A 22,634-nucleotide genomic window follows, 5' to 3' on the forward strand; every position below is an offset into this window, starting at 1 on the left:
TCTGTATCGTTGGTTTTCCCCGGTACCGCTCTCCGGTCTTCTGCCCCGCCGTCCGCCCTCCCCGCTTCCCTGCGTATCTTTCTCACTTAAATCCCAATTCTACACAAAAACCTTGACCTTACACAGGGTTGAGGGTTTATTATTGGTTTGAGGTGATAATAAAATGGGATTTGCTATAAAAAGGGCGGCGGAGTTATTTGGACAATTTTTTAAGCTGGGATGTTTTACATTTGGCGGCGGATGGAGTATTGTTGCGCAGATGCAGAAGAGATATGTGGAAGAGGAAGGGCGTTTAACCAGTGAAGATCTGCTGGATATGACAAGTGTGGGCAGAAGCCTTCCAGGCACGATGATAGGCAATGTGGCATTTTTATTTGGATACCATGAGGCTGGGGTGCTGGGGGGGATCGCTTGTGTGATCGGCATGATTATGCCGCCGATGCTGGTGCTGACTGCGATCACTTATTTCTATAGCCTTGTGATGGAACAGGCGTGGGTTATGAGCGCAATGGTTGGCGTCAGGGCGGCTGTTGTTCCAATTATCGGAAACGCTGTATTGGGGCTTAGAAAAGGGGCGTTTCGATATCCTGCCTGTTATGTACTGGCAATAGCCGGCTTCTGCCTTTACCTGTTTGCAGGTATCAGCTGCGTGGCATTGGTTGTAATCGGCGTGGGAACGGGAATTTTGATTTGTGAAATTTATGAGAGGAAAGGGGCTGCGAAAGATGGTATTGCTTGAACTGTTTTGGAGTTTTTTGAAAATAGGCTTTACCAGTTTTGGCGGTCTGTCCATGATTCCTTTGATTTCAAGTGAGATGGTATCCCACGGATGGATGAATACCGGTGAAGTCACCGATATTGTCGCGATAGCGGAGATGACGCCGGGGCCTCTGGGACTGAACTGCGCTACATTTGCAGGCATAAAGACTGCGGGGATCGCCGGAGCTGTGGCTGCGAATCTGGGTGTATTGATGCCCACTTTTACCGTTTGCCTGGTTGCGGCTGCCTGTTTTGAGAAATTTAAAAATGGCCGGAGAATGGGGCAGGTTATGGTTGGAGTGAGACCGGTCTGCATAGGGCTGATTCTGGCGGTTATGGTGTCCCTTTCAGTCACAAACTATTATATTGATTCGGCTGTGAATCTGGCGGCTGTTGCAATTGGATTTCTGGATTTGTTTTTACTGGTTAAATGTAAGGTGAGTATTCCAAAAGTTTTGTTAATAAGTGCTGTTTTGGGAGTTATTTTGACATGATGGATGTTATATGAGGCATATTACATGAGGGGTGTTACATGAAGGGTGAAGGCATTTTGTGAAATGCCCTCGCGTTTTAATGCTAATGACCTGGGAGTTTAAAGTAAAGGGTGAAGGCATTTCGCAAAATGCCTTCACCCTTTACTCATCACCCTTTACTTCACCCCCATTTGAAACCGCAATATATTTCGAAAAAAGCATGTTATCCGCAATATTGGTCAACATGCTTTTTTCTTTTTATGTTACAATAAAACCCGTAAGATAAGTGCATATATTACAAAAACTCGAGTTTAATGTTGTGCAATATGTATGTAATTTATAAAAACACCTGTAAATTACGATTCCAAAATCAAGGAGAAATAGTTATGAAGAATATCAAAAAAACGCTTGGAATTGTCATAACAGTGGCAGCCATAGCAGCGGCGGGATCGATTTTTGTATCCGTATCGGGAGTAACGAGAAGTGATAAAATTCAATTGAAAATGTCTCATAACCAGTCTAAGGATTCTGAAATTGCAGATTGTATCGCAAAAGTAGCCGAGTTTGCGGCGGAAGACCCTTCCATGAATCTGGAAGTGGATATTTATCCCAGCGGTGTATTGGGCACAGAGCAGTCGGTAGTTGAAATGGTGAAAGCGGGAGTGCTGGATATGGCAAAAGTGAGTTCCAGCATGATCGGGCAATTTAATGACTGCTATTCCATTTTCTCTCTTCCTTATCTTTTTACCAGCGAGGAGCATTATTATGAGGCGATGGAAAAAAGCGAAAAGGTGAAAGAATTATTCAAAATGAACGAAGAGGAAGGATTTTTGGTGATCGGTTATTACGCCAACGGTTCCAGAAATATTTACTTAAAAGAAGACATTAAAGCTGATAATCCTTCCGTGTTAAAAGGCAAGAAAATACGTTCCATGACCAGCAGCACCTCCATGAGAATGCTGGAACTGATGGGAGGTTCCCCTACCCCTATGGCAGCCAGCGAAACATACACCGCTCTTCAGCAGGGAATTGTGGACGGAGCGGAGAATACGGAGCTGGCCCTCACTGTGGATAAACATGCGGAGGTCGCAAAGTCCTATACCTATACGGAGCATCAATATACGCCGGATGTATACATAATCAGTACGAAAACCTGGAATAAGCTTTCGAAAGAACAGCAGGATTATTTGGTGGAGTGTCTGAACAGGAGCAATGAGAACTTTAAAAGCTTATACAGGCAGATGATGGAAGCGGCGATTGAAGAAGCGAAGGGAATGGGAATGAACATTTACTATGATATCGACAAAACCGCGTTTATAGAAGCCGTTCAGCCTCTTCATCAGGAATATACGGCCAAAGGGCAGTTTTATAAAGAACTGTATGATGACATTCAAAAATATGCCGGGGAGGAAAGCCATGAAGACAGTAAATAAAATATTAGGATATGCCATCGCTTTGCTGGTGGGAATTATGGTGCTTGGCTGCTGCTGGCAGGTGATTACCCGTTTCATCCTGAACAGCCCCAGCAAGTATTCGGAAGAATTTCTAAGATATGCCCTGATCTGGATGACAATGCTTGGCGTCCCTTACGCCTATGGACAGGAACGCCATATATCCATCAACATTTTCACCAAGGGATTTACACAGAAAGGGTCCATTTATACGAAAATCGTGATTGAAGTGGTCGTAATCTTTTTATGCCTTACTGTGTTCATCATGGGAGGGATCATGGTTACCGTCAACTCCATCGGGCAGATATCCCCGGCGCTCCAGATGCCGATGCCTCTTTATTATGTGGGACTTCCGATCAGCGGTTTTCTCACCCTGATATACAGCGTTAACCGTATGGTTGGATTCATCAAGAAAATGAAGGAGGTAAAATAGATGGAAATTCAGGCAGCACTCATGCTGGTACTCGTGTTCTTTCTGATGCTGGCATACTCCATACCTGTGTCTTACAGCATTATCGCGTCCGCATTGATTACTATTGTGGCATTTTTAACACCGAATTTTGGAATGTTTGTTTCCGCTCAGAAGATTGTAGGCGGAATGGACAGTTTTACCCTTCTGGCCGTACCGTTCTTCATCCTGGCCGGCCTGCTGATGAGCAACGGCGGCATAGCCAAAAGGCTGATCAACCTGGCCATGCTCGTGATGGGAAAGGTACCGGGTTCCCTGGCCCTTACCAATATTGCCGGTAATGCCATGTTCGGTTCCATCTCAGGTTCCGGTGTTGCGGCAGCCACCGCAATGGGCGGCGTGCTCAATCCACTGGAGAAAGAAAATGGCTACGACCCCGGATTTGCGGCAGCCGTTAACGTGGCAACCGCTCCTGTGGGACAGCTGATCCCGCCGACAACCGCATTTATCGTTTATTCTGCCGCCAGCGGCGGTACTTCCGTAGCCGTATTATTCATGGCAGGCTGGATTCCCGGGCTTTTGTGGGCGGCTCTGTGTATGATTGTGGCATTCGTATATGGTAAGAAACACCATTATATTTACCAGACTGAAGCATTGACAAAACAGGTGGTGTTAAAAACTATCTGGGACGCAATTCCGAGCTTATTTTTGATCGTGATTATTATCGGAGGAATTTTGTCCGGTTATTTTACCCCTACGGAAGCGTCCGGCGTTGCCGTGGCCTATGCCTTTTTCCTGTCGGTCATTTTGTATAAATCAATAAAATTAAAAGAAATTCCCGGGATTTTGATGGAAGCCGGGCTGATGACCACCATTGTCATGCTGATTATCGGCGCTTCCTCCGTGCTGTCCTTTGTGATGTCATTTACGGGGCTTCCGGAAGCGATCAGCCAGATGATCCTTGGAATTTCCAATAATAAATATGTGATTCTCTTTATATTAAACATTTTCCTGCTGATCGTGGGAACATTTATGGACATGGCTCCGGCGCTTTTGATCTTCACGCCCATCTTCCTGCCTATCGTCCAGGCGCTGGGCATGACGCCGGTTCAGTTTGGAGTTATGATCGTCATGAACCTTTCTGTGGGGACCATAACCCCTCCTGTGGGAAATGTACTGTTTATCGGCTGCAGCGTGGCAAAACTGGAAGTGGAAGACGTGTTAAAACGGATTGTTCCGTTCTTCCTGGCGATTTTCGCTGCCCTCATGTTCATCACCTATATTCCGGCCTTCAGTTTGTGGCTGCCGGGCGTTTTAGGGCTGCTGGATTAACCCGGCAGATAGTTGGTATAAGTCACCGTGTTCAGCGTTTTCCGGTATTTCAGCGGAGACAGGGTCATGTAGGTTTTGAAAATCTTTTCAAAATACGTCATGCTTTCATAGCCCAGGGCGATTGAGATTTCCGAAATGCTCATGTCCGTTTCCTCCAAAAGCCGTTTGGCCCGCTGGATGCGGTGAATATTGATATATTCATTAATTCCATAGCCGGTGATCTCTTTAAAAGTCCGGCTGAGATAGTATTTGCTGATAAAGAACCGGCCCGCAAGCGTATCCAAAGACAACTGTTTATCGAAGTTTTCCGAGATATAATCGGCTACGGCGTAAATGGTTTTGTATTTGGAAGAACTGACCTGGTCCTGATCCTGAAGGGCAGGGGTGTGGTTTTCCCTCATGAACTGGATGAAATACATGATGATTTCCATATCGATCATGGCTTTATAATTGCGGTTTTTGTTGTCGAATTCATTCTGCAGTTTGAGGTAAAGATCGATGAAATCCTGCTGCTGTTTTTCATTGAGGGGGAAGACGCCATAATTCTGGTGAAGGAATTTCACCAGGTTCAGATTGGAAAACATCTGGTCATACTCCTTCATCTTGTCCCTGTCCACATACAGGATAATCCGGTCATGGCCGAATTCCTGGTCCGAATTTGCCATTGTCATGTGGATGGCATTCTCGTCCACCAGTATCAGAGTCCCCCCTTTTACCAGATAGGCCCGGTTATCGAAAAAAAACCGGCGTTCCCCCTCCAGCAGGTAAAAGATCTCATACTGGTTATGAAAATGTTTGACGTGCATATTGAATCTGCCTTTTCGTATCATTCGTTCTAAGGCAATGCCTTCGGTTTCAGCATAATAAATAACGGCCTCCATAGGGCAGGTCCCTCCTGTCAGTTGCGGATAGGATTATTATATAGTAAACAACAATATTTTTCTATAGGAAAAAGGTGCCGCATAAGCGGCGGAAAGGATGGAAACATGCAGGAATTAAATCGTGAAGAGATTCAAAAGAAACTAGGCCTGGTAGTGGATAAACTGCTGAACCTGGAAGGCCCGGATAATGAGAAAGAACTGGAAGAAGGCGGTGGAGAGGCAATCGGCTTCTTCAAACGTGATTTTGGAATCAGGGAGTGGGATTGGCCCCAAGGAGTTGGCTTGTACGGCCTTTTGAAGCTGATGAAGGCTGAGAAGAGCGAAAAATACAAAGAATTTCTCTACCAGTGGTATAAGGAAAATATGGAGCAGGGACTTCCGTCCAGAAATATCAACACCACGACTCCGCTTTTAACCCTGGTTGAATTAAACGAAAGCTGTCAGGACAAAGAGTTTGAAAAGCTTTGCATCAGCTGGGCCGAATGGCTGATGAACTGTCTGCCAAGGACAGAAGAAGGCGGCTTCCAGCATGTGACCAGCGCCAACGGCGACCGTCAGGGAGTGCGTTTAAATGAAAATGAAATGTGGATCGATACGTTGTTTATGACTGTGCTGTTCCTCAATAAAATGGGATTGAAGTACGGAAGGGAAGACTGGGTGGAAGAGGCCTGCCATCAGGTTCTGATGCATATCAAATATTTATATGATAAGAATACAGGCTTATTCTACCATGGCTGGACCTTTAATGAAAGAAATAACTTCGGCGGCGTGTTCTGGTGCAGAGGAAACAGCTGGTTTACAGCCGGCATTCTGGAATATGTGGAGATGTTTAAAGGCACCATGAATGCAGGATTGAAACAGTACATAGTGGATACCTATAAGGCGCAGGTAAAGGCGTTAAAGAAGCTGCAGAGCAAGAGCGGGCTGTGGCATACGGTTTTGGACGATCCCGCCAGTTACGAAGAGGTTTCCGGTTCCGCGGCAATCACTGCCGGCATCTTAAAAGGGATTAAGATGGGGATTCTGGACGATGCCTATCTGGATTGCGCATCCCGGGCGGTTCATGCAATCCTTAAAAATATTGATGAGGATGGAACGGTCTTAAATGTGTCCGGAGGCACCGGTATGGGATATGACAGAGACCACTATAAAAATATACTGATCGCGCCCATGGCTTACGGCCAGTCACTTACAATCCTGGCCCTGTCCCAGGCGCTTGATATTTGAAAGGAGAGTAAAAACATGCAGTTAGGAATCCGTTTACATGATACTGAGCCGGGAACATTGGAAGAGCGGCTTTTGGCGGCAAAAGGACAGGGATTTACCTGTGTCCATCTGGCTTTGAGCAAAACGATTACGGAACATTCCGTGGACCCTGGGGCGCTGACCCCGGGGCTGGCCATGCATTTGAAAAAAATATTCTCCAAACACGATATGGATATCGCGGTGCTGGGGTGTTATTTGAACCTTGCAAACCCGGATGAAAAGGCGTTAAAAGAGATACAGGAGGCCTATCTGGCCCATGTGCGTTTTGCGGCCCATTTGGGATGCGGAGTGGTTGGAACCGAAACCGGCGCGCCCAACACGTCTTATACCTATGAAGAGGCGTGCAAAAGCGAAGAGGCGCTGGATACGTTCATCAAAAATCTGCGTCCGGTGGTGGAATGCGCGGAGAAAATGGGGGTGCTGGTGGCAATTGAACCTGTGTGGTGCCATATCGTCCATAATTCCAAACGGGCGCTCAGAGTGTTGGAAGCGATCCATTCCCCGAACCTGCGGATCATACTGGATCCTGTAAATCTGCTATCCAGTGATAACTATATGGATTATGAGAAGGTGATTGAAGAGGCGGTTGAAGACCTGGGAGATTACGTGGAAGTGATGCATATGAAGGATTTCCGGTTTGAAAACGGCAAAGTGGTTTCTGTGGCCGCCGGAACCGGAGTGATGAATTACGATAAGCTGCTGGGCTTTTTGAAAACGAAAAAACCGTTTATTCACGCAGCTCTTGAAGACACAACTCCGGATAACGCGGCGGCGGCCAGAGAATTTCTGGAGAAACAGTACAGGAAAGCGGAGATTAATTAAGCGTCTTCCGTGGGAGCGATGAACCCGATCCGGCGGGAGGGCTTTTCCGGATCTTCTTTATCTACGGACGTGAGCAGGAAATTGATCTGGCTTATATGCTGTATGAGCTGTGATTCCTTTCCGTCCACGTAACCATAAAAATAAACCAGTTCCGGATTCTGGAAGCCAATCCCGGTGACCGTCATCAAGATAGAGGAGCCGAAGGACGCGAGAAGGACAGCAACTTCCTTGTCGTCGTCCAGATGCTCCTCAAATTCTTCGATCTGCGCCATAATATTGGAAAAAGTCAGTCTTGCGAATGTAAATCCCATATGTACCCCTCCTCGGCATTTTGATACTTCAAGTATAACTCCAAATTGACGTTTTTAGAATAGAAAACCATAAAAAGAAGCAAATGATTTCAGACAATGAATTGTATTTATACGAACATTCTGCTACAATACAAGGGTGTGTTTGAAAATTCATAGACGGAGGGCATTCAAATGATAATTCAGATGGATGAAAAGTTGAAAAAGGAAGTGAGCCGGGACGGGAGCCATTTAAAATATACCCGGACAAAAGGAGGGGCCGGAGCAGGCATGATTGCGGCCGGAGTTTGTTTTATTGTGATCGGCATCATGCTCGTGGCAGCGCTGTCCACCATTTCTGACATGACGGCGCTCATGATTTTACTGGCGGGAAGCGTTGTTCTGGGACTGCTTTTTATTGTTCCGGGCATATTTTTAAACAAGAGGTTCCAGGCCGGTTATATGAAATATTATGTCAAAAAAAGCGGCTATTCGGAGGAAGAACTAAATAACTTTGAACGGGAATTCCAGACCGGCGAAGCCTTGCTCATTAATCCGGCTAAAAAGCTGACCAAACAGTCCAAATTTGAGAGCGGAATTATTACAAGGAACTGGATAAAGATGCCTTATATGATGCCGCTTAAATACAGCGGCATTTACCGAACCGTTGATATTGCGGCTGCTTTTTATGAAAAGAAGCCGGTGGTTAACGGAGAACCGTTAAACCCTACGCTGTTTATTGTTGACAGCCGGGGGGATGGGGTCACGATGACCATGGATGAAACCACCGGAAATGAGGTTATTCAGGAAATAGCGAAGCGGAATCCTAAAACAGTGACGGTCCGCAGATTTACATATAATGGAAGAAATTATGATTCACTATATAACTATCAGGAAGTGGCGGAGCTCTACAGGGAGATATGCAGACCCAGATAAAGTACGGATGAAAAACAGCGGCAGCGGTTGATTGGAAAAAATCGCCGCCGTTGTTTTTTTGCTGGTAAGGATATTGCCAAAAAAGAAACAGTGTGCTAATATAACTATAACAGATATAACGAAAGATGGTGAAACTATGCTATTAAACATTGATTTTAACAGCGATGAGGCAATCTATATCCAGCTTCGCAACCAGATTATTATCGGGATAGCAACAGCCCGGATCCGTGAAGGGGATCCCCTTCCTTCCGTGCGCCAGCTTGCAGACAACATAGGAATCAACATGCATACGGTTAATAAAGCATATTCTGTATTAAGGCAGGAGGGCTTTGTGAAGCTGGACCGCCGCAAAGGAGCAGTCATATCGCTGAATATCGATAAGATGCGGGCGATCAGCGAGATGCGGGAAGATATGGCGGTTGTTTTAGCCAGGGGAATCTGTAAAAATGTCAGCCGGGACGAAGTACATCAACTGGTCGACGAACTATACGACCTGTTTTCCAACCGGCCCCAGGAATAAGCATGTCCGGGATGGCCGGGCACCAGGCCAAACAGCCTTTTTATTAAACTTATGCCGCACCAAGCGGCGGAAACGAGGTTCATATGTTATGTGAAAGATGTAAAATCAGAGAAGCAAGCATTCAATATACAGAAGTGATAGGCGGAGTGAAAACACAGCATAATTTCTGCACCCAATGTGCGAAGGAGATGGACTTTGGGCAGTATTCCGCCATTTTTGACGGGGAATTTCCCCTTGCCAAGCTGCTGTCAGGCCTTTTAGGGTATGAGCAGACCACCCCTGATGAGGAAAAACTCCATCAGATCGTCTGCCCCACCTGCGGCACCAGCTATGATGAATTTGTGAAAAACAGCCGTTTTGGATGCGCGGACTGCTACGGTGTGTTCGATCTTTTAATCAACGACAGCATCAAACAGCTTCAGGGAAGCGATACCCATATCGGAAAGCATCCGCTCTATCAGCCTGAAAAGAATGAGGATATCAGCGGCCGGTCCGGTGCAGAATACGATAATCTGGAAGAAGAAATCCAGGCCTGGAATGCCAGGCTTCAGGAGGCCCTTAAAACAGAGGAATATGAGATCGCGGCCCAATGCCGTGACAGAATAAAGGAATTGAGAGAAGGGAAAGCAGATGACTAAATGGTTTGAAGAAGTGGATAAGGTGAAGCCCAACGTTGTCAGCAGCCGTGTGAGGCTGGCAAGAAACTGGGATGAATATGCGTTTCCACAGAAACTCTCCGATGATCAGAGCCGGGAGATGATCAGGCGTTTGGAGTACGGTCTTAAAGATTTAAGGGAATTGAATGGTAAAAATTATGAATACAGCGACCTGGACGAACTCAGCGAACTGGAACGGAGAGCCCTCAGGGAACGCCGTGTGCTGAATTCCTCCGTGGTATCGAAGAAAAGCCCCACAGGTATTATTATATCGGAAGAAGAGGATATCTGCCTGATTTTAAACGGGGATGACCATATCCGGCTGCAGGTGCTGAAAACGGGTCTTCATTTGGAAGAGGCATGGAAAGAGGCGGACCGGGCCGATGATTATATCAATTCCAGGTTTCATTATGCGTTTGATGAAAAGTATGGATACCTGACTTCCTTCCCCACCAATGTGGGGACGGGGATGAGGGCGTCTGTGATCATTCACCTTCCCACCTTGTCCATGGGCAAGAAATTCCAGGCCCTGATCAGCGATCTGAGCCGGTTTGGCGTCAGCATCAAAGGCGTTTATGGAGAAGGAAGGGAGAATTACGGGGCGTTGTTTGAGATTTCCAATCAAAAGACCTTAGGGCTCACGGAAAAGGAAATCGTGGATCTGGTCAATAAGGCTGCGGTGCAGCTCAATAACCAGGAAAACCAGGTGAGACAGATGGCCATGAAGAACCACCGCCTGGAGAGGGAAGATGAGGCATATAAATCTTACGGCGTGTTAAAATATGCCAGACGGCTGTCCGGCCGGGATGCGATGACATTTTTATCCCAATTGTTCGCAGGAATAGCGGACGGACTGATTAAAACCAGTGAAGAGTGCTCGATTTACCGGCTGATGCTGGGAATCCAGCCGGCTAATTTACAGAAGCTGTCGGACCGCCCGCTGGATAAGCAGGAACTGGATGTGGTGAGAGCCGCTTATCTGCGGAGAGAGTTACCCGACATTCTATAGAAATAGGAGGACATAAATCATGATAGACCGCTTTACAGCGAAGGCCAGAGAGGCAATTACCCTTGCGGTCGATGCGGCAGAAGAGCTGGGACACAGTTATATTGGAACCGAACATCTGCTGATCGGCCTGATCCAGGAAGGCAGCGGTGTCGCGGCCAAAGTGCTGGAATCAAATAATGTAAAAGAAGAAAAAGTGATTGAACTGGTCAGCCAGTTGATCGCGCCTAATAATATGGTGCGGATGGAAGAACAGAACGGATACACGCCCAGCGCCAGAAGGGTGATAGAAAACAGCTACCGGGAGGCAGTTCGTTTTAAAGCGCCTTTAATCGGCACAGAACACCTTTTAATCGCCATGATACGGGAAAATGACTGCGTGGCGTCCAGGCTTTTGAACACCATGGGAGTGAACGCCCAGAAGATTTATATCGATGTGCTGTCCGCCATGGGAGAAGACGCTCCGGCCAATAAAGAAGAACTTCAGAATAACCGGAGTTCCAAGGGCAAGTCGGCCACGCCGGTGCTGAACAGCTACAGCAGGGACTTAACAGAACTGGCGCGGGAAGGCAGACTGGATCCTGTGATCGGACGTGAGAGCGAGATTCAGAGGGTGGTTCAGATTTTGAGCCGCCGGACGAAGAATAACCCCTGCCTGATCGGAGAGCCGGGTGTGGGTAAAACTGCGGTTGTGGAAGGGCTGGCACAGATGATTGCAGGGGGAGATGTCCCGGAGACCATTGCCGACAAACGGGTGGTCACTCTGGATCTTTCCGGCATGGTGGCTGGTTCCAAATACCGTGGAGAATTTGAAGAGAGAATTAAAAAGGTGCTGAGCGAGGTGACAGAGGACGGCAGAGTCCTGCTGTTTATCGATGAAATCCACACCATCATAGGCGCCGGAGGGGCGGAAGGCGCCATTGACGCCTCCAACATTTTAAAACCGTCTTTGGCGAGAGGCGAGATCCAGCTGATCGGCGCGACCACCATAGAAGAATACAGGAAGTATATAGAAAAGGACGCGGCTTTGGAACGCCGGTTCCAGCCGGTAACGGTGGAAGAGCCTACGGAGGAGCAGACCTATGAGATTTTAAAGGGGCTGCGGGGCCGTTATGAGGACCACCACAAGGTGAAGATTACGGATGATGCCCTGCAGGCGGCCGTAAAGCTGTCCGCCCGGTATATCAATGACCGGTTCCTGCCGGATAAGGCCATCGATCTGATCGATGAGGCGTCTTCCAAGATCCGCCTGACCAATTTTATTGAGCCGGAAGATATCAAATCTCTGGAAAAGGATATTGAGGCCCTGGAAAAGCAGAAGGAGGAAGCTATAAAAGCGGAAGCCTACGAAAAGGCCGGGGATATTAAGAAAAAACAGGAAAAGAAACGAGAGAAGATCGAAAAGCTCCGCACGAAATGGCAGAAAGAGAAGATAACAAGAACTCTGACAGTAGGGGAGAATGAAATTGCCGATGTTGTTTCCGGATGGACGAAGATACCCGTGAGAAAGCTGGAAGAAGAGGAATCTGAACGCCTTAAAAAACTGGAATCCATACTGCACCAGCGGGTTGTGGGACAAGAGGAGGCAGTTACCGCCATTTCTAAGGCTATCAGAAGGGGCCGAGTGGGCTTAAAAGACCCGAAACGCCCAATCGGATCATTTCTGTTCTTAGGGCCTACGGGCGTAGGAAAAACGGAGCTGACCAAGGCGCTGGCAGAGGCCATGTTCGGCACGGAGAATTCCTTAATCCGGGTTGACATGTCCGAATATATGGAGAAACACAGCGTTTCCAAGATGATCGGTTCCCCGCCAGGATATGTGGGATATGAGGAAGGCGGCCAGTTGAGCGAACGTGTCCGCAGGAACCCGTATTCCGTGATTTTATTTGACGAAGTGGAAAAGGCCCATCCGGATGTATTTAACATTCTGCTCCAGGTGCTGGATGACGGCCATATCACAGACGCGCAGGGACGGAAAATTGACTTTAAAAATACAATCCTGATTATGACATCCAACGCAGGGGCGGAGAACATCATTTCTCCCAAGAGACTGGGCTTTGGATCTGCTTCGGATGAAAATGAAAAGTATCAGTTCATGAAGGACCGGGTTATGGAAGAGGTAAAACGGATATTCAAACCTGAATTTCTGAACCGGATTGACGATATTATCGTATTCCACCCGTTAAACAAAGATCACATGAAGGAGATCGTGACCATCATGCTGGGCAGCATCAGGAAGCGGACGAAACAGCAGATGAACATTGAGCTGGAGGTGACGGACGGAGCGAAAGAGTTCTTAATCGACAAAGGATACGATGAGAAATATGGGGCGAGGCCGCTTCGCAGGACGATCCAGAACCAGTTGGAGGATAAGCTGGCAGAGGAAATTCTGGATGGAAATGTGAAAGCAGGAGACCGGGTTTTAGTGGATAAGGACGAGAAAAACGGATTAAATTTTTCAACACAGGTACTGATAAATCACTAGCCAAGAGAGGGCGTATGATGTATACTATAGATACGCCGATGGGTGTTGAAGACAGCCGGAGAGTTCCATTTTGGCTGTTATAAAAGAGGAAGATAAGTAATAGAAAAGAATACCAGGAGGGCAAACAAATGCCAGTAATCGAAGAATTAATCCGTAAAGGAGAAAACGGAACGATCAGTTTTGGAAACTACAAGCTGGAGAAGAAGACTAAAGTCGAGGATTATGATTTTCAGGGTGATTTATATAAGGTAAAGACGTTCTATGAGATAACCAAGCTGGAGCGCAACGGGATGTTTGTATACGAATCCGTACCGGGTACGGCAGTAGAGAATTTTGAAGTGACCGACAACGGCGTTGCGTTTTTAGTTGAAGGGGATAAGGATGCCCAGTTGACCGTCCAGCTTGAGGATGATACGGAATATGAGGTTTATGTGGACGACGTTTCCGTAGGCGGGATGAAGACCAACATGAGCGGAAAACTGGTTGCCAGTGTTGAACTGGAAGAGGGCGTTGCCGCCAGTGTAAAAATTGTAAAACGTTAATGGTTCGTAAACGTTCAGATGCCTTCTTGACCGCTTTTTCGGACAGGAAGATGAGCTGTCAGAACTGTTACAATGATTCAGCCAATTAGAATGAGGGGCGCTGCGATGACTGCAGCCGCCCCTTTTACAATCAGTGGGAGATGGATGGCCGGTTGAAAAACAGAGGGCCGGTATGGAATTGGTATTATTTAGTATGAAACAGTCAATTTGAGAGATCGTGCGGCTTTTGGGCGGCAGACAGCGAGGTAATTATGGCAAAAGCGAAGACAACGGCATTTTTCTGTAAAGAATGCGGATATGAATCCAGCAAATGGATGGGCCAGTGCCCGGCGTGCAAGGAGTGGAATACATTGGTGGAGGAGCCGGTGGCAAAGAAGGAACCAGCGGCCAGAAGCAAGGGCCTCATGAAATCGAAACCAGTGTTGATCGATGAGATCTCCCTGGAAGAAAAGGACAGGATTCCCACCGGTTTTAAAGAACTGGACCGGGTTTTGGGAGACGGGATCGTTGCAGGTTCCCTGATCCTGGTGGGAGGCGATCCGGGGATCGGCAAATCCACCCTTCTCCTGCAGGTGTGCAGAAATCTGGCGGCATCGGCAAAGAAGGTTCTCTATATATCAGGTGAGGAATCCTTAAAGCAGATCAAGATGAGGGCGGCCCGGATCGGAGGGATTACCGGGGAACTGTTGTTTCAGTGTGAAACGAATCTGGAAAATATCGAAGAGACCATCCAGGAAGTGAAACCGGATGTGGTGGTCATCGATTCCATACAGACCATGTTCAGCGAAGCGGTAACGGCCGCTCCGGGAAGTGTCAGCCAGGTGCGTGAATCCACCAATCTGCTCATGCAGATCGGAAAGAGCATGGGAATTGCGATTTTTATTGTGGGACATGTGACAAAAGAAGGCGTGGTGGCCGGGCCGAGAGTGCTGGAACACATGGTGGATACGGTTTTGTATTTTGAAGGGGAAAGAAACGCGTCCTACCGTATTTTAAGAGGGGTAAAAAACCGTTTTGGTTCCACAAATGAAATCGGAGTATTTGAGATGCAGGAATCAGGGCTGGCGGAGGTGGAAAACCCATCGGAATTCATGCTGAACGGAAGGCCCCAGGGGGCGTCCGGCGCGGTGGTGGCCTGTTCTTTGGAAGGCACCAGGCCCATTCTTCTGGAAGTGCAGGCCCTGGTAACGGACACCAGTTTCAATATGCCCAGAAGAACGGCAGCAGGTACGGATTACAACCGTGTAAACCTTTTAATGGCGGTTTTGGAGAAACGGTGCCATTACCAGATGGGCCATATGGACGCCTATATCAACATTGCAGGCGGAATGAAGATGAATGAGCCGGCCATTGACCTGGCAATCGTCATGGCTCTGGTATCCAGCTACAAAGACCGGCCGCTGGACGGAAAAACCATCGTTTTTGGCGAAGTAGGGCTGTCCGGCGAGGTCCGGGCTGTCTCCATGGCGGAACAACGGGTGAATGAGGCGGTCAAGCTGGGATTTGAAACCTGTATTCTGCCTCAGGTGTGTCTGGATAAGATGAAGAAAAAGGGGAAGATCAACTTGCTTGGGGTCAGCAGTGTGAGAGAGGCCATGGAGTTGTTTTAGAGTGGGGCGGGAATCCTTGCTTGAGGTGCAGGATGGACAGACTGCCCAATTCTAACAGTTTAAGCATCAAGGAGTTTAAGCGGCAGGGCGGGGGATTTCCTGCTGGCTGTAAGAGATATAAATACATTGAAGCTGCTTATAAAAGCGGGACAAGGGAGCGAAGACCGGGCTGATTTATCAGTCCGGTTTTCGCTCCCTTGTCCCGCTTTTATAAGCAGCTTTCATTCATTAAATGCCGATGATTCAACAATTTCCGGTCTTTGTATCAGGTTGGATTTTTCAAAGAAATTGATATATTTTGCTAAAAGATACCTGAGACAGGGAATTCGGAAAGTCTGGTTATAAATTAAAGATCGAACAAATGTTCTTGACAAGAGGAAGGCTGGGTGTTAATATAAAATAACAAAGAAAAGAACACATGTTCTAAAAAGGCGATTGCGGGGAAGGGGTTATGAATTATATGAAGTCGCTTAATGAGTATATTAAGTTGCAGCTCAAACGCAACAGATTCAAGAAAAGAGAGGATATTTCTGAACTGATGAACTGCTGCTGTGAATCCGGTAAAACAGAACTTACATTAGAATCGGCAGCACAGATATACAGTCCGTATTATACAGAATAGGAAAGTGGTAAGGGTGGTTAAAGTGGAGGATATCATAATCTGTGACTGGACCGCAGCCGAGGTGGTGAGAGCTTATCAAAGAAGCGGCGGGGACGTTGAACATGTCAAAAAGACTTTTCATATCACATCTCTGCAATTGAAACGGTTATTAAAGCAGGCTGGAATTGATGCGAAAAGAAGGGCTGGAGTGAGCGTGATGGAGGATTTGGGGTTAAGGTATGGTGATTTTATTTTGGAAACCCCGGCTGGATAATGATTTTCATATAGAATCATGATACAATGTAATCAGTTCGATAAGGGTTATATCATTGTGCCATTCAGCGGCAGTGCATACTTTAAAAATCAAAACCCTTCAAAGGAGGCGCCAAATATGAAATGGAACGTGACAGCTAACGTTTTTATTTGTACCATGATATTTACCTTGTTGGCCTGCAGCCCTAAACTGAGCATTTTGCAGGAAAAGGAAAGCCATACGGAAGAAATTTCAAAGGCAGCTGTGTATGAAAGCATGATTCTGACTAAGGAACAGATGCTTTCTGATTATGATATGATGTGGAAAAATATGAGAGAGAGCTATCCATTTTGGGGCGTGATTAACCGCCGTCTGACAGCAGAGGGTGGGGATTATAATGAGATTATAGATAATTACCGAAAAGAGATTCTGGAGATGGAGACGGAGGATCATCAGTCCATGTGGCGGTATCTGGAGATAATCTCAGGCAGCCTGTATGATGTATGCGGCGCAACCGGACATGTGGGGATTCTGAATCCCCGGTATTACCGTGAATTTGACAGAAACAACCGAAAATATCTTGAAGAGATGCCGGCTCTGAAGGCGTGGGTGGATATAGGCAGCCGCACTGAGGTGAAAGAATTTTATGAATATTACGATTATCTGTTATCACGATTGCCTAAGCCGGAAGAGGTGGCCCCAGAGTCGGAAGAAGAAGGTGAAAACTCTCAGGAAGCAGCAGATGATATGGAACCAAATCTGACAATGAAGACGATAACAGGACCGGAAACCTGCGCCTATATCAAAGTGAATTCCTTTGAAGATTATTTCATGGAAAAAGATTTGCCTGAGATACACGCTTTTTTAGAAAGTGTAAAGGATTACGATCATTTAATTATCGATATTCGCGAAAACAGCGGCGGCAATACGGTATATTGGGAAAAAGCATTTGTCTGCCCGAATATCTCAAAAACAGTTAACAGCCGGCTTGTACGGATGATGAGAGATACAGAGCTGACCAGAAGGTTTTACGGCAGTGAATATGAAAACTCATTTTTAGACGTTCAATCTGTAATTCATGATCCACAATTTTCTAATTTACCGGGGGAAGATACAGCCGGTTTAGCGCTGGCCAGGGAGTTGACAGTTACATTACAACCAGAATTTCATGAGAAGCTATTTAAAGGAAAGATTTGGGTACTTATCAGCCCTAATGTGTTTTCTTCTTCTGAAGCATTTGCCGTATTTTGCAAGGATACGGGTTTTGCTACATTGGTTGGTCAGCCCACAGGAGGTTCTGACAGCGGTGGGGCTGTATGGTATGAACTTCCGAACAGGCACCTTTTGATTACTTTTGATGTGGAATACTGCCTGAATGCCGATGGAAGCTGTAATATGGAAGCCGGTACCATGCCTGATATTGAATCGGATGAGGCATTGGAGACAGTACTTGAATTAATCGGGGCAGACCGATCCAGTTAAGCGCAAATAGAGAATTTTTTATATTGTTTAATTGATTTGAAATTTATATTCATAGGGGAAAATAAGGGCAGCAGTAATCAGGGTAATCTAAAAATAAAAATTGAAGAGATGCAGGGATTTCAAGCCTGTTAAAAACAAAGAAGCCTGCAAACCTTTATAAATAAAGGCTTACAGGCTTCTTTCACACTTTTAGACTGCTACATCTATTCCCACAAAGGAAACAGGGGAAGAGGGGCTCGAACCCCCATTTACGGTTTTGGAGACCGTTGCTCTACCATTGAACTATTCCCCTTTGATCGGTGCGTCATTAACAACGCTTGGTAATAATATCATATTCTGAAAGTATTGTCAATTGTTTTAAAATAATTTTTTTATAAAAAATTAAAAAAGGTTAAAATGGCTTGAAAACCTTGTTAATAATAGAAGGAAAAAAATCTTTATCGGTATATTACATAAAATTTTAAAGCGTCATTTGTAGAAAAGTGTCACGAGATAATACGGAAAAGTTAATTTTTTTTTACCAATCTCACAATTGAATATCAAAATGCACAAGGACATCTTTTTATTAATGTATTTAAAAGTTAAAATCACTAATAAATAGGAAAAAATTTCTTATGAAATGTAATTTGACAAGAATTACCAATCATGATATAAATAATCCAACACTTTTAAATCGCATTTATTTTATAAAGGAGTCTTGTTTATGAAACAGAGAAAAATTATGTTGCCAACTGTTAAAGATGCAAAAGATTTTGTTGCAGCCGCCTCCAAATGTGATTTTGATATTGATGTATACTATAATAGAGTAGTAATTGATGCAAAATCCATCTTAGGCGTTTTGAGCTTGGATTTAACCAAGGTATTGACTGTAGAGTTTAGCGGAGATAATGAAGAATTTGAAGAGTTCTTGAGTGAAAAGTCTGTAGGTAAAGAAACAGCAGCTTAAATACGTAATTGGTCATGAGATGAAAAGAAAGCAGGGATTGTTAACATAGGGTTACAATTCCTGCTTTTTTAGTGTAAAATAATCGGAGGAGAAAAATAGGATGAATAAAGAAAAAAAGAGTATTAAATTATCTGTCCGCAATTTGGTTGAATTTGTCCTCCGGTGTGGAGATTTGGATAACCGGCGTCTGGCAGGTGCACAAAAGGATGCGATGCAGGCCGGCAGCAGGCTGCATCGAAAAATACAAAAACGTATGGGCGCGGATTATAAAGCCGAGGTGGCGCTGCGCCATACGGTAGACGAAGAAGAATATGAAATTGTGCTGGAAGGCCGGGCTGACGGAATTATTACCAAACCGTCCGGTGTAACCATAGATGAGATTAAGGGCGTTTATATGGATCTTCAATACCTGACGGAGCCGGTTCCGGTACACATGGCCCAAGCGATGTGTTATGGTTATATCTGGTGCTTTGACAATCAGCTTTCTTCTATAAAGATACAGATGACTTACTGTAATATAGAAACAGAGGAAATCAAACGCTTTCAGGAAGAAAAGGGATATGATGAATTATCACAATGGTTTGACGGTCTGATTCATGAGTATGTGAAATGGGCCAGATTCTTATACCAGCATGGAGTTTGGCGTGATGAATCCATTCATGATTTGGAATTTCCGTTTGAATACAGGGAGGGGCAGAAAGATCTGGCTGTTTCTGTTTACCGCGCCATCAGCCAGAAACGTAACCTTTATATCCAGGCCCCTACGGGAATCGGTAAGACCTTATCCACTGTTTTTCCGGCTTTAAAAGCCATAGGGGAAGGAAAAGGGGATAAGCTGTTTTATCTCACTGCCAAGACAATTACGAGGAGTGTGGCGGAAGAGACATTTACCATTTTGCGGAATAAAAACCTTTGTTTTTCTACGGTTACCATTACAGCTAAGGATAAGCTGTGCTTTTTGGAAAAACCAGAATGCAACCCGGACGCCTGTCCCTATGCCAAGGGCCATTTTGACCGTGTAAATGATGCGGTATATGATATTATTCATCAGGAAAATGGTATAACAAGGGAGATTATTCTGGAGTATGCTGAAAAATACCGGGTATGTCCTTTTGAATTCTGCCTGGATATCAGCAACTGGGTGGATGGAATCATTTGCGACTATAATTATGTATTTGATCCCAATGTGAAGCTGAAACGGTATTTCTCGGATGGGATTTCAGGGGAATACCTGTTTTTAGTGGATGAGGCCCACAATCTTGTATCCAGAGCGAGGGAGATGTACAGCGCGGGAATTGTCAAAGAAGATGTGCTGCTGGTGAAACGTATTATAAAGGAGCGCTCCCCTAAGCTGACAAGACTTTTGGACAGATGTAACAAAATACTTCTCGAAATGAAGAGGGAATGCCCTTCCTATGTAATTTTACCGGAAATCAATCATTTTGTAACGGCTCTTATGTCGATGTTTGGAGAACTGGAAAAATTTATGGAAGATAATCCGGAATTTGAGGACAGGGATCTGGTACTGGATTTTTATTTCCAAATCCGGGATTTTCTGAACCTGTTTGAAGGCGTGGATGATTCTTACCGGATTTATTCGGAATATCTGCCCGATGGAAAGTTTATGCTGAAGCTGTTTTGCATTAATCCGGCTAATAATTTAAAAGAATGTTTAGGAAAAGGCAACAGCACCGTATTTTTCTCAGCGACCCTTTTGCCCATATTGTATTATAAAGAGCTTTTAAGTGGAAATCTGGAGGAATACGCAGTATATGCGAAGTCTCCATTTCCACTGGAAAACAGGCTTTTGTTAGTTGCATCTGATGTGAGCAGCAGATACAAACGCAGGAATACTTCCGAATACAAGAAAATCGTTGAATATATCAGAAAGATAGCGGCCGGTAAGGCAGGAAATTATATGGTATTCTTCCCATCTTATCAATATATGCATGCGGTGGAAGCCGTCATGGAGCAGACACCGGGTTTGCTGGATGAATTAGAATATATCATACAGGAAACCAATATGGGGGAGACAGAACGGGATACATTCCTAAAGCTTTTTGAAACAGGACGTAAAAAATCTATGGTGGCCCTCTGCGTGATGGGAGGTATATTCTCTGAGGGTATCGATTTGAAGGCAGATCTTTTGATCGGCGCCATCATTGTGGGCACCGGCCTGCCCATGGTATGTACGGAGCAGGAGATTTTAAAAGGATATTTTGAGGAACATGATAAAAAAGGATTTGATTTCGCATACCAGTATCCAGGCATGAATAAAGTGATGCAGGCAGCCGGAAGGGTGATACGAACGGTGAATGACCGGGGAGTGATCGCTCTTTTGGATGAACGGTTTCTCCAGAACGATTACCAACAATTGTTTCCTAGGGAATGGGATAATTACCGGGTGGTACGGTTGAATCAGGTGGAACATGTGGTGAAGGAATTTTGGGATTCAGGTGAGGAAATCTTTATTTAGTTGATTAGTGAAAGTAACGCCATGAATCCAGGGAATGGGGACGGACGGGGGTGGAGGGCTGCTTGGAGGTTTGACGCCGGGCGGAGCGGAATCCGTTGGCGATGAAAACCGGCTTCCAACCGTAAGTGAAACTAAGGCTCCAGGGACAGAAAAAGACGGTCCGATGCCCATTCACGGTAAACTCTTTATGGGGCTTTACCGTTCAGTGGGCATCTCAGAAACTGATTTGGTTTTCAGTATCTGCCCGTCTTTTTCCATCCCTGGAGCCTAAGTTTCACTAACGGTTTCCAGACGGCTTTCATCACCAACGGATTCCGCTCCGCCCGGCGTCAAACCTCCAAGCAGCCCTCCACCCCCGTCCGTCCCCATTCCCTGGATTCATGGCTGTGTACTGGTCTGATAAAGGATAAATAAAGATTTGGGGAGGGGAAGGAGAAAAGGCAGAGAAGCGTTTGATTGAGACGGTGTTTGGCATTTAGAGCAGATTATGGTATAGACATTTCAAGTAACTGACGTGGGGATTTACATTAAAGGGTGAAGCCATTTTCGAAAATACCTTAACCCTTTATTTTAAATTTGCTTTTAATTACTTTAGCCAGAGAACACCAGCAGGGAAGCGGGGAGGAGGGGGCGGAGAGACGGACGGATTTTTGGAAGGGGCCAGGCCGAGGGGCATCCGTCGGTGATGAAAGCCATCTGGAAACCGTTAGTGAAACTTAGGATCCAGGGATGAAAAAAGATGGGCAGAAACTGAAAACCAAATCAGTTTCTGAGATGCCCACTGAACATTAACCCTCAAGGCATTTTCAAAAATGCCATCACCCTTTACATCAAATCTCCATGTCATATTCGCCAAAACCTATACCAATTACCAAATACCTCCTCACTGAAACGCTTCTTTGCTCTTTCTACTCCTCTCCCCCCAATTTTTTTATCTCCAGGCGTAACTTTGGCCAATTACCTTAATAAAGATTTGGAGAAGGGAAGTAGAAAAGGCATAGAAGCGTTTGGTTGAGACGTTGTTTGGTATTTAGTGCAGAATATGACATAAACATTTCAAGTAACTGACGTAGGGATTAACAGTAAAAGGTCAAGGCTTTTTCGAAAATGCTGTCACCCTTTGATGTAAATGCCCTCACCATTTACATTAAATTTCCATGTCATATTCGCCAAAACCTACACCAATTACCAAATACCTCCTCACTGAAACGCTTCTTTGCTCTTTCTACTCCTCTCCCCCCAAACTTTTTTTATTTCCAGGCGTAACTTTGGCCAATCACCCAAATAAAGATTTGGGGAAAGGAAAAAGGGTAAGCGATACAAAACAAACCGTAGTGCAAAATAATAGCTGTCATGGTATGCTCTCCATGGCAGCTTATCTTCTTTTTTTCTTCATTCTGCAGGATTCAGGCAGTTCCATGGACCATGGCAGATAGGGATC

Annotated in this window: 21 protein-coding genes and 1 tRNA gene; 19 read left to right on the top strand and 3 right to left on the bottom strand. The window is 45.5% G+C overall.

Features of this window, described 5'->3' with window-relative positions; all coding sequences use genetic code 11:
• Window positions 1–163: 163 nt before the first annotated feature.
• The 5 genes from GPL15_RS27070 to GPL15_RS27090 all read left to right on the top strand — a co-directional run bounded on the left by GPL15_RS27070 (window position 164) and on the right by GPL15_RS27090 (window position 4,424).
• Window positions 164–739: a chromate transporter gene (locus GPL15_RS27070; RefSeq protein ID WP_215701788.1), complete on the top strand. Its 576-nt coding sequence runs from the start codon at window positions 164–166 to the stop codon at window positions 737–739.
• The gene (locus GPL15_RS27075) at window positions 726–1,253 is read left to right on the top strand and encodes a chromate transporter (RefSeq protein WP_215701789.1); all 528 of its coding nucleotides are present in this window, start codon (window positions 726–728) and stop codon (window positions 1,251–1,253) included. The genes GPL15_RS27070 and GPL15_RS27075 overlap by 14 nt, the downstream gene beginning before the upstream one ends.
• Window positions 1,254–1,618: 365 nt before the next feature.
• Entirely contained in the window at window positions 1,619–2,665 is a 1,047-nt protein-coding gene (gene dctP / locus GPL15_RS27080; RefSeq protein WP_215701790.1) for a TRAP transporter substrate-binding protein DctP, read from the top strand.
• Window positions 2,649–3,116, top strand: a complete 468-nt coding sequence (locus GPL15_RS27085) for a TRAP transporter small permease (RefSeq protein WP_215701791.1) — start codon at window positions 2,649–2,651, stop codon at window positions 3,114–3,116. Before dctP ends, GPL15_RS27085 begins: the two co-directional genes overlap by 17 nt.
• Window positions 3,117–4,424: a TRAP transporter large permease gene (locus GPL15_RS27090; protein WP_215701792.1), complete on the top strand. Its 1,308-nt coding sequence runs from the start codon at window positions 3,117–3,119 to the stop codon at window positions 4,422–4,424. It abuts the gene before it with no gap.
• Here GPL15_RS27090 and GPL15_RS27095 read toward each other — a convergent pair.
• On the bottom strand, window positions 4,421–5,305 hold the full coding sequence (locus tag GPL15_RS27095; RefSeq protein ID WP_215701793.1) for a helix-turn-helix domain-containing protein: 885 nt from the start codon (window positions 5,303–5,305) through the stop codon (window positions 4,421–4,423). The genes GPL15_RS27090 and GPL15_RS27095 overlap by 4 nt on opposite strands.
• 105 nt (window positions 5,306–5,410) lie before the next feature.
• Between GPL15_RS27095 and GPL15_RS27100 the strand changes: the two genes are divergently transcribed.
• Both GPL15_RS27100 and GPL15_RS27105 read left to right on the top strand, forming a co-directional pair.
• Window positions 5,411–6,532, top strand: coding sequence for a glycoside hydrolase family 88 protein (locus tag GPL15_RS27100; RefSeq protein WP_215701794.1), 1,122 nt, complete (start codon window positions 5,411–5,413; stop codon window positions 6,530–6,532).
• Between the two features lie 15 nt (window positions 6,533–6,547).
• Entirely contained in the window at window positions 6,548–7,393 is an 846-nt protein-coding gene (locus tag GPL15_RS27105) for a sugar phosphate isomerase/epimerase family protein (protein ID WP_215701795.1), read from the top strand.
• On the opposite strand, the gene GPL15_RS27110 is transcribed toward GPL15_RS27105, so the two are convergent.
• Complete coding sequence (locus GPL15_RS27110; protein WP_215701796.1) at window positions 7,390–7,704, bottom strand: DUF6173 family protein; 315 nt, start codon at window positions 7,702–7,704, stop codon at window positions 7,390–7,392. The genes GPL15_RS27105 and GPL15_RS27110 overlap by 4 nt on opposite strands.
• 171 nt (window positions 7,705–7,875) lie before the next feature.
• On the opposite strand from GPL15_RS27110, the gene GPL15_RS27115 reads away from it, so the two are divergent.
• The 9 genes from GPL15_RS27115 (at window position 7,876) to GPL15_RS27155 (ending at window position 17,771) form a co-directional block, all read left to right on the top strand.
• Window positions 7,876–8,616: a hypothetical protein gene (locus GPL15_RS27115; protein ID WP_215701797.1), complete on the top strand. Its 741-nt coding sequence runs from the start codon at window positions 7,876–7,878 to the stop codon at window positions 8,614–8,616.
• A 136-nt stretch (window positions 8,617–8,752) separates the two neighbouring features.
• Window positions 8,753–9,136 carry a GntR family transcriptional regulator gene (locus GPL15_RS27120; protein WP_215701798.1) on the top strand — a complete coding sequence of 128 codons (384 nt, stop codon included), beginning with the start codon at window positions 8,753–8,755 and terminating at the stop codon, window positions 9,134–9,136.
• 83 nt (window positions 9,137–9,219) lie between these two features.
• On the top strand, window positions 9,220–9,774 hold the full coding sequence (locus tag GPL15_RS27125) for a UvrB/UvrC motif-containing protein (protein ID WP_215701799.1): 555 nt from the start codon (window positions 9,220–9,222) through the stop codon (window positions 9,772–9,774).
• Window positions 9,767–10,801 (top strand): ATP--guanido phosphotransferase, encoded by a 1,035-nt coding sequence (locus GPL15_RS27130; protein WP_215701800.1) that lies wholly within the window; start codon window positions 9,767–9,769, stop codon window positions 10,799–10,801. Before GPL15_RS27125 ends, GPL15_RS27130 begins: the two co-directional genes overlap by 8 nt.
• Window positions 10,802–10,820: 19 nt before the next feature.
• A complete protein-coding gene (locus tag GPL15_RS27135) occupies window positions 10,821–13,283 on the top strand; it encodes an ATP-dependent Clp protease ATP-binding subunit (protein ID WP_215701801.1) in 2,463 nt (820 codons plus the stop codon).
• A 128-nt stretch (window positions 13,284–13,411) separates the two neighbouring features.
• Complete coding sequence (locus GPL15_RS27140; protein ID WP_215701802.1) at window positions 13,412–13,825, top strand: endosialidase; 414 nt, start codon at window positions 13,412–13,414, stop codon at window positions 13,823–13,825.
• Between the two features lie 251 nt (window positions 13,826–14,076).
• A complete protein-coding gene (gene radA, locus GPL15_RS27145; RefSeq protein ID WP_215701803.1) occupies window positions 14,077–15,435 on the top strand; it encodes a DNA repair protein RadA in 1,359 nt (452 codons plus the stop codon).
• Window positions 15,436–16,070: 635 nt separating this feature from the next.
• Complete coding sequence (locus GPL15_RS27150; protein ID WP_215701804.1) at window positions 16,071–16,310, top strand: hypothetical protein; 240 nt, start codon at window positions 16,071–16,073, stop codon at window positions 16,308–16,310.
• Window positions 16,311–16,427: 117 nt separating this feature from the next.
• The gene (locus GPL15_RS27155) at window positions 16,428–17,771 is read left to right on the top strand and encodes a S41 family peptidase (protein ID WP_215701805.1); all 1,344 of its coding nucleotides are present in this window, start codon (window positions 16,428–16,430) and stop codon (window positions 17,769–17,771) included.
• Between the two features lie 221 nt (window positions 17,772–17,992).
• Here the strand turns inward: GPL15_RS27155 and GPL15_RS27160 are convergent.
• Window positions 17,993–18,063: transfer RNA gene (locus GPL15_RS27160), tRNA-Trp, on the bottom strand.
• Window positions 18,064–18,474: 411 nt separating this feature from the next.
• Between GPL15_RS27160 and GPL15_RS27165 the strand changes: the two genes are divergently transcribed.
• From GPL15_RS27165 to GPL15_RS27175, 3 genes are all read left to right on the top strand, one after another.
• The gene (locus GPL15_RS27165; RefSeq protein WP_215701806.1) at window positions 18,475–18,717 is read left to right on the top strand and encodes an HPr family phosphocarrier protein; all 243 of its coding nucleotides are present in this window, start codon (window positions 18,475–18,477) and stop codon (window positions 18,715–18,717) included.
• A gap of 100 nt (window positions 18,718–18,817) precedes the next feature.
• On the top strand, window positions 18,818–21,193 hold the full coding sequence (locus GPL15_RS27170) for an ATP-dependent DNA helicase (RefSeq protein WP_215701807.1): 2,376 nt from the start codon (window positions 18,818–18,820) through the stop codon (window positions 21,191–21,193).
• 34 nt (window positions 21,194–21,227) lie between these two features.
• Window positions 21,228–21,464 carry a hypothetical protein gene (locus GPL15_RS27175; RefSeq protein ID WP_215701808.1) on the top strand — a complete coding sequence of 79 codons (237 nt, stop codon included), beginning with the start codon at window positions 21,228–21,230 and terminating at the stop codon, window positions 21,462–21,464.
• Window positions 21,465–22,634: the final 1,170 nt, after the last annotated feature.

The organism is Clostridium sp. MCC353, from assembly GCF_018785315.1.
Classification (GTDB): Bacteria; Bacillota; Clostridia; order Lachnospirales; family Lachnospiraceae; genus CHH4-2.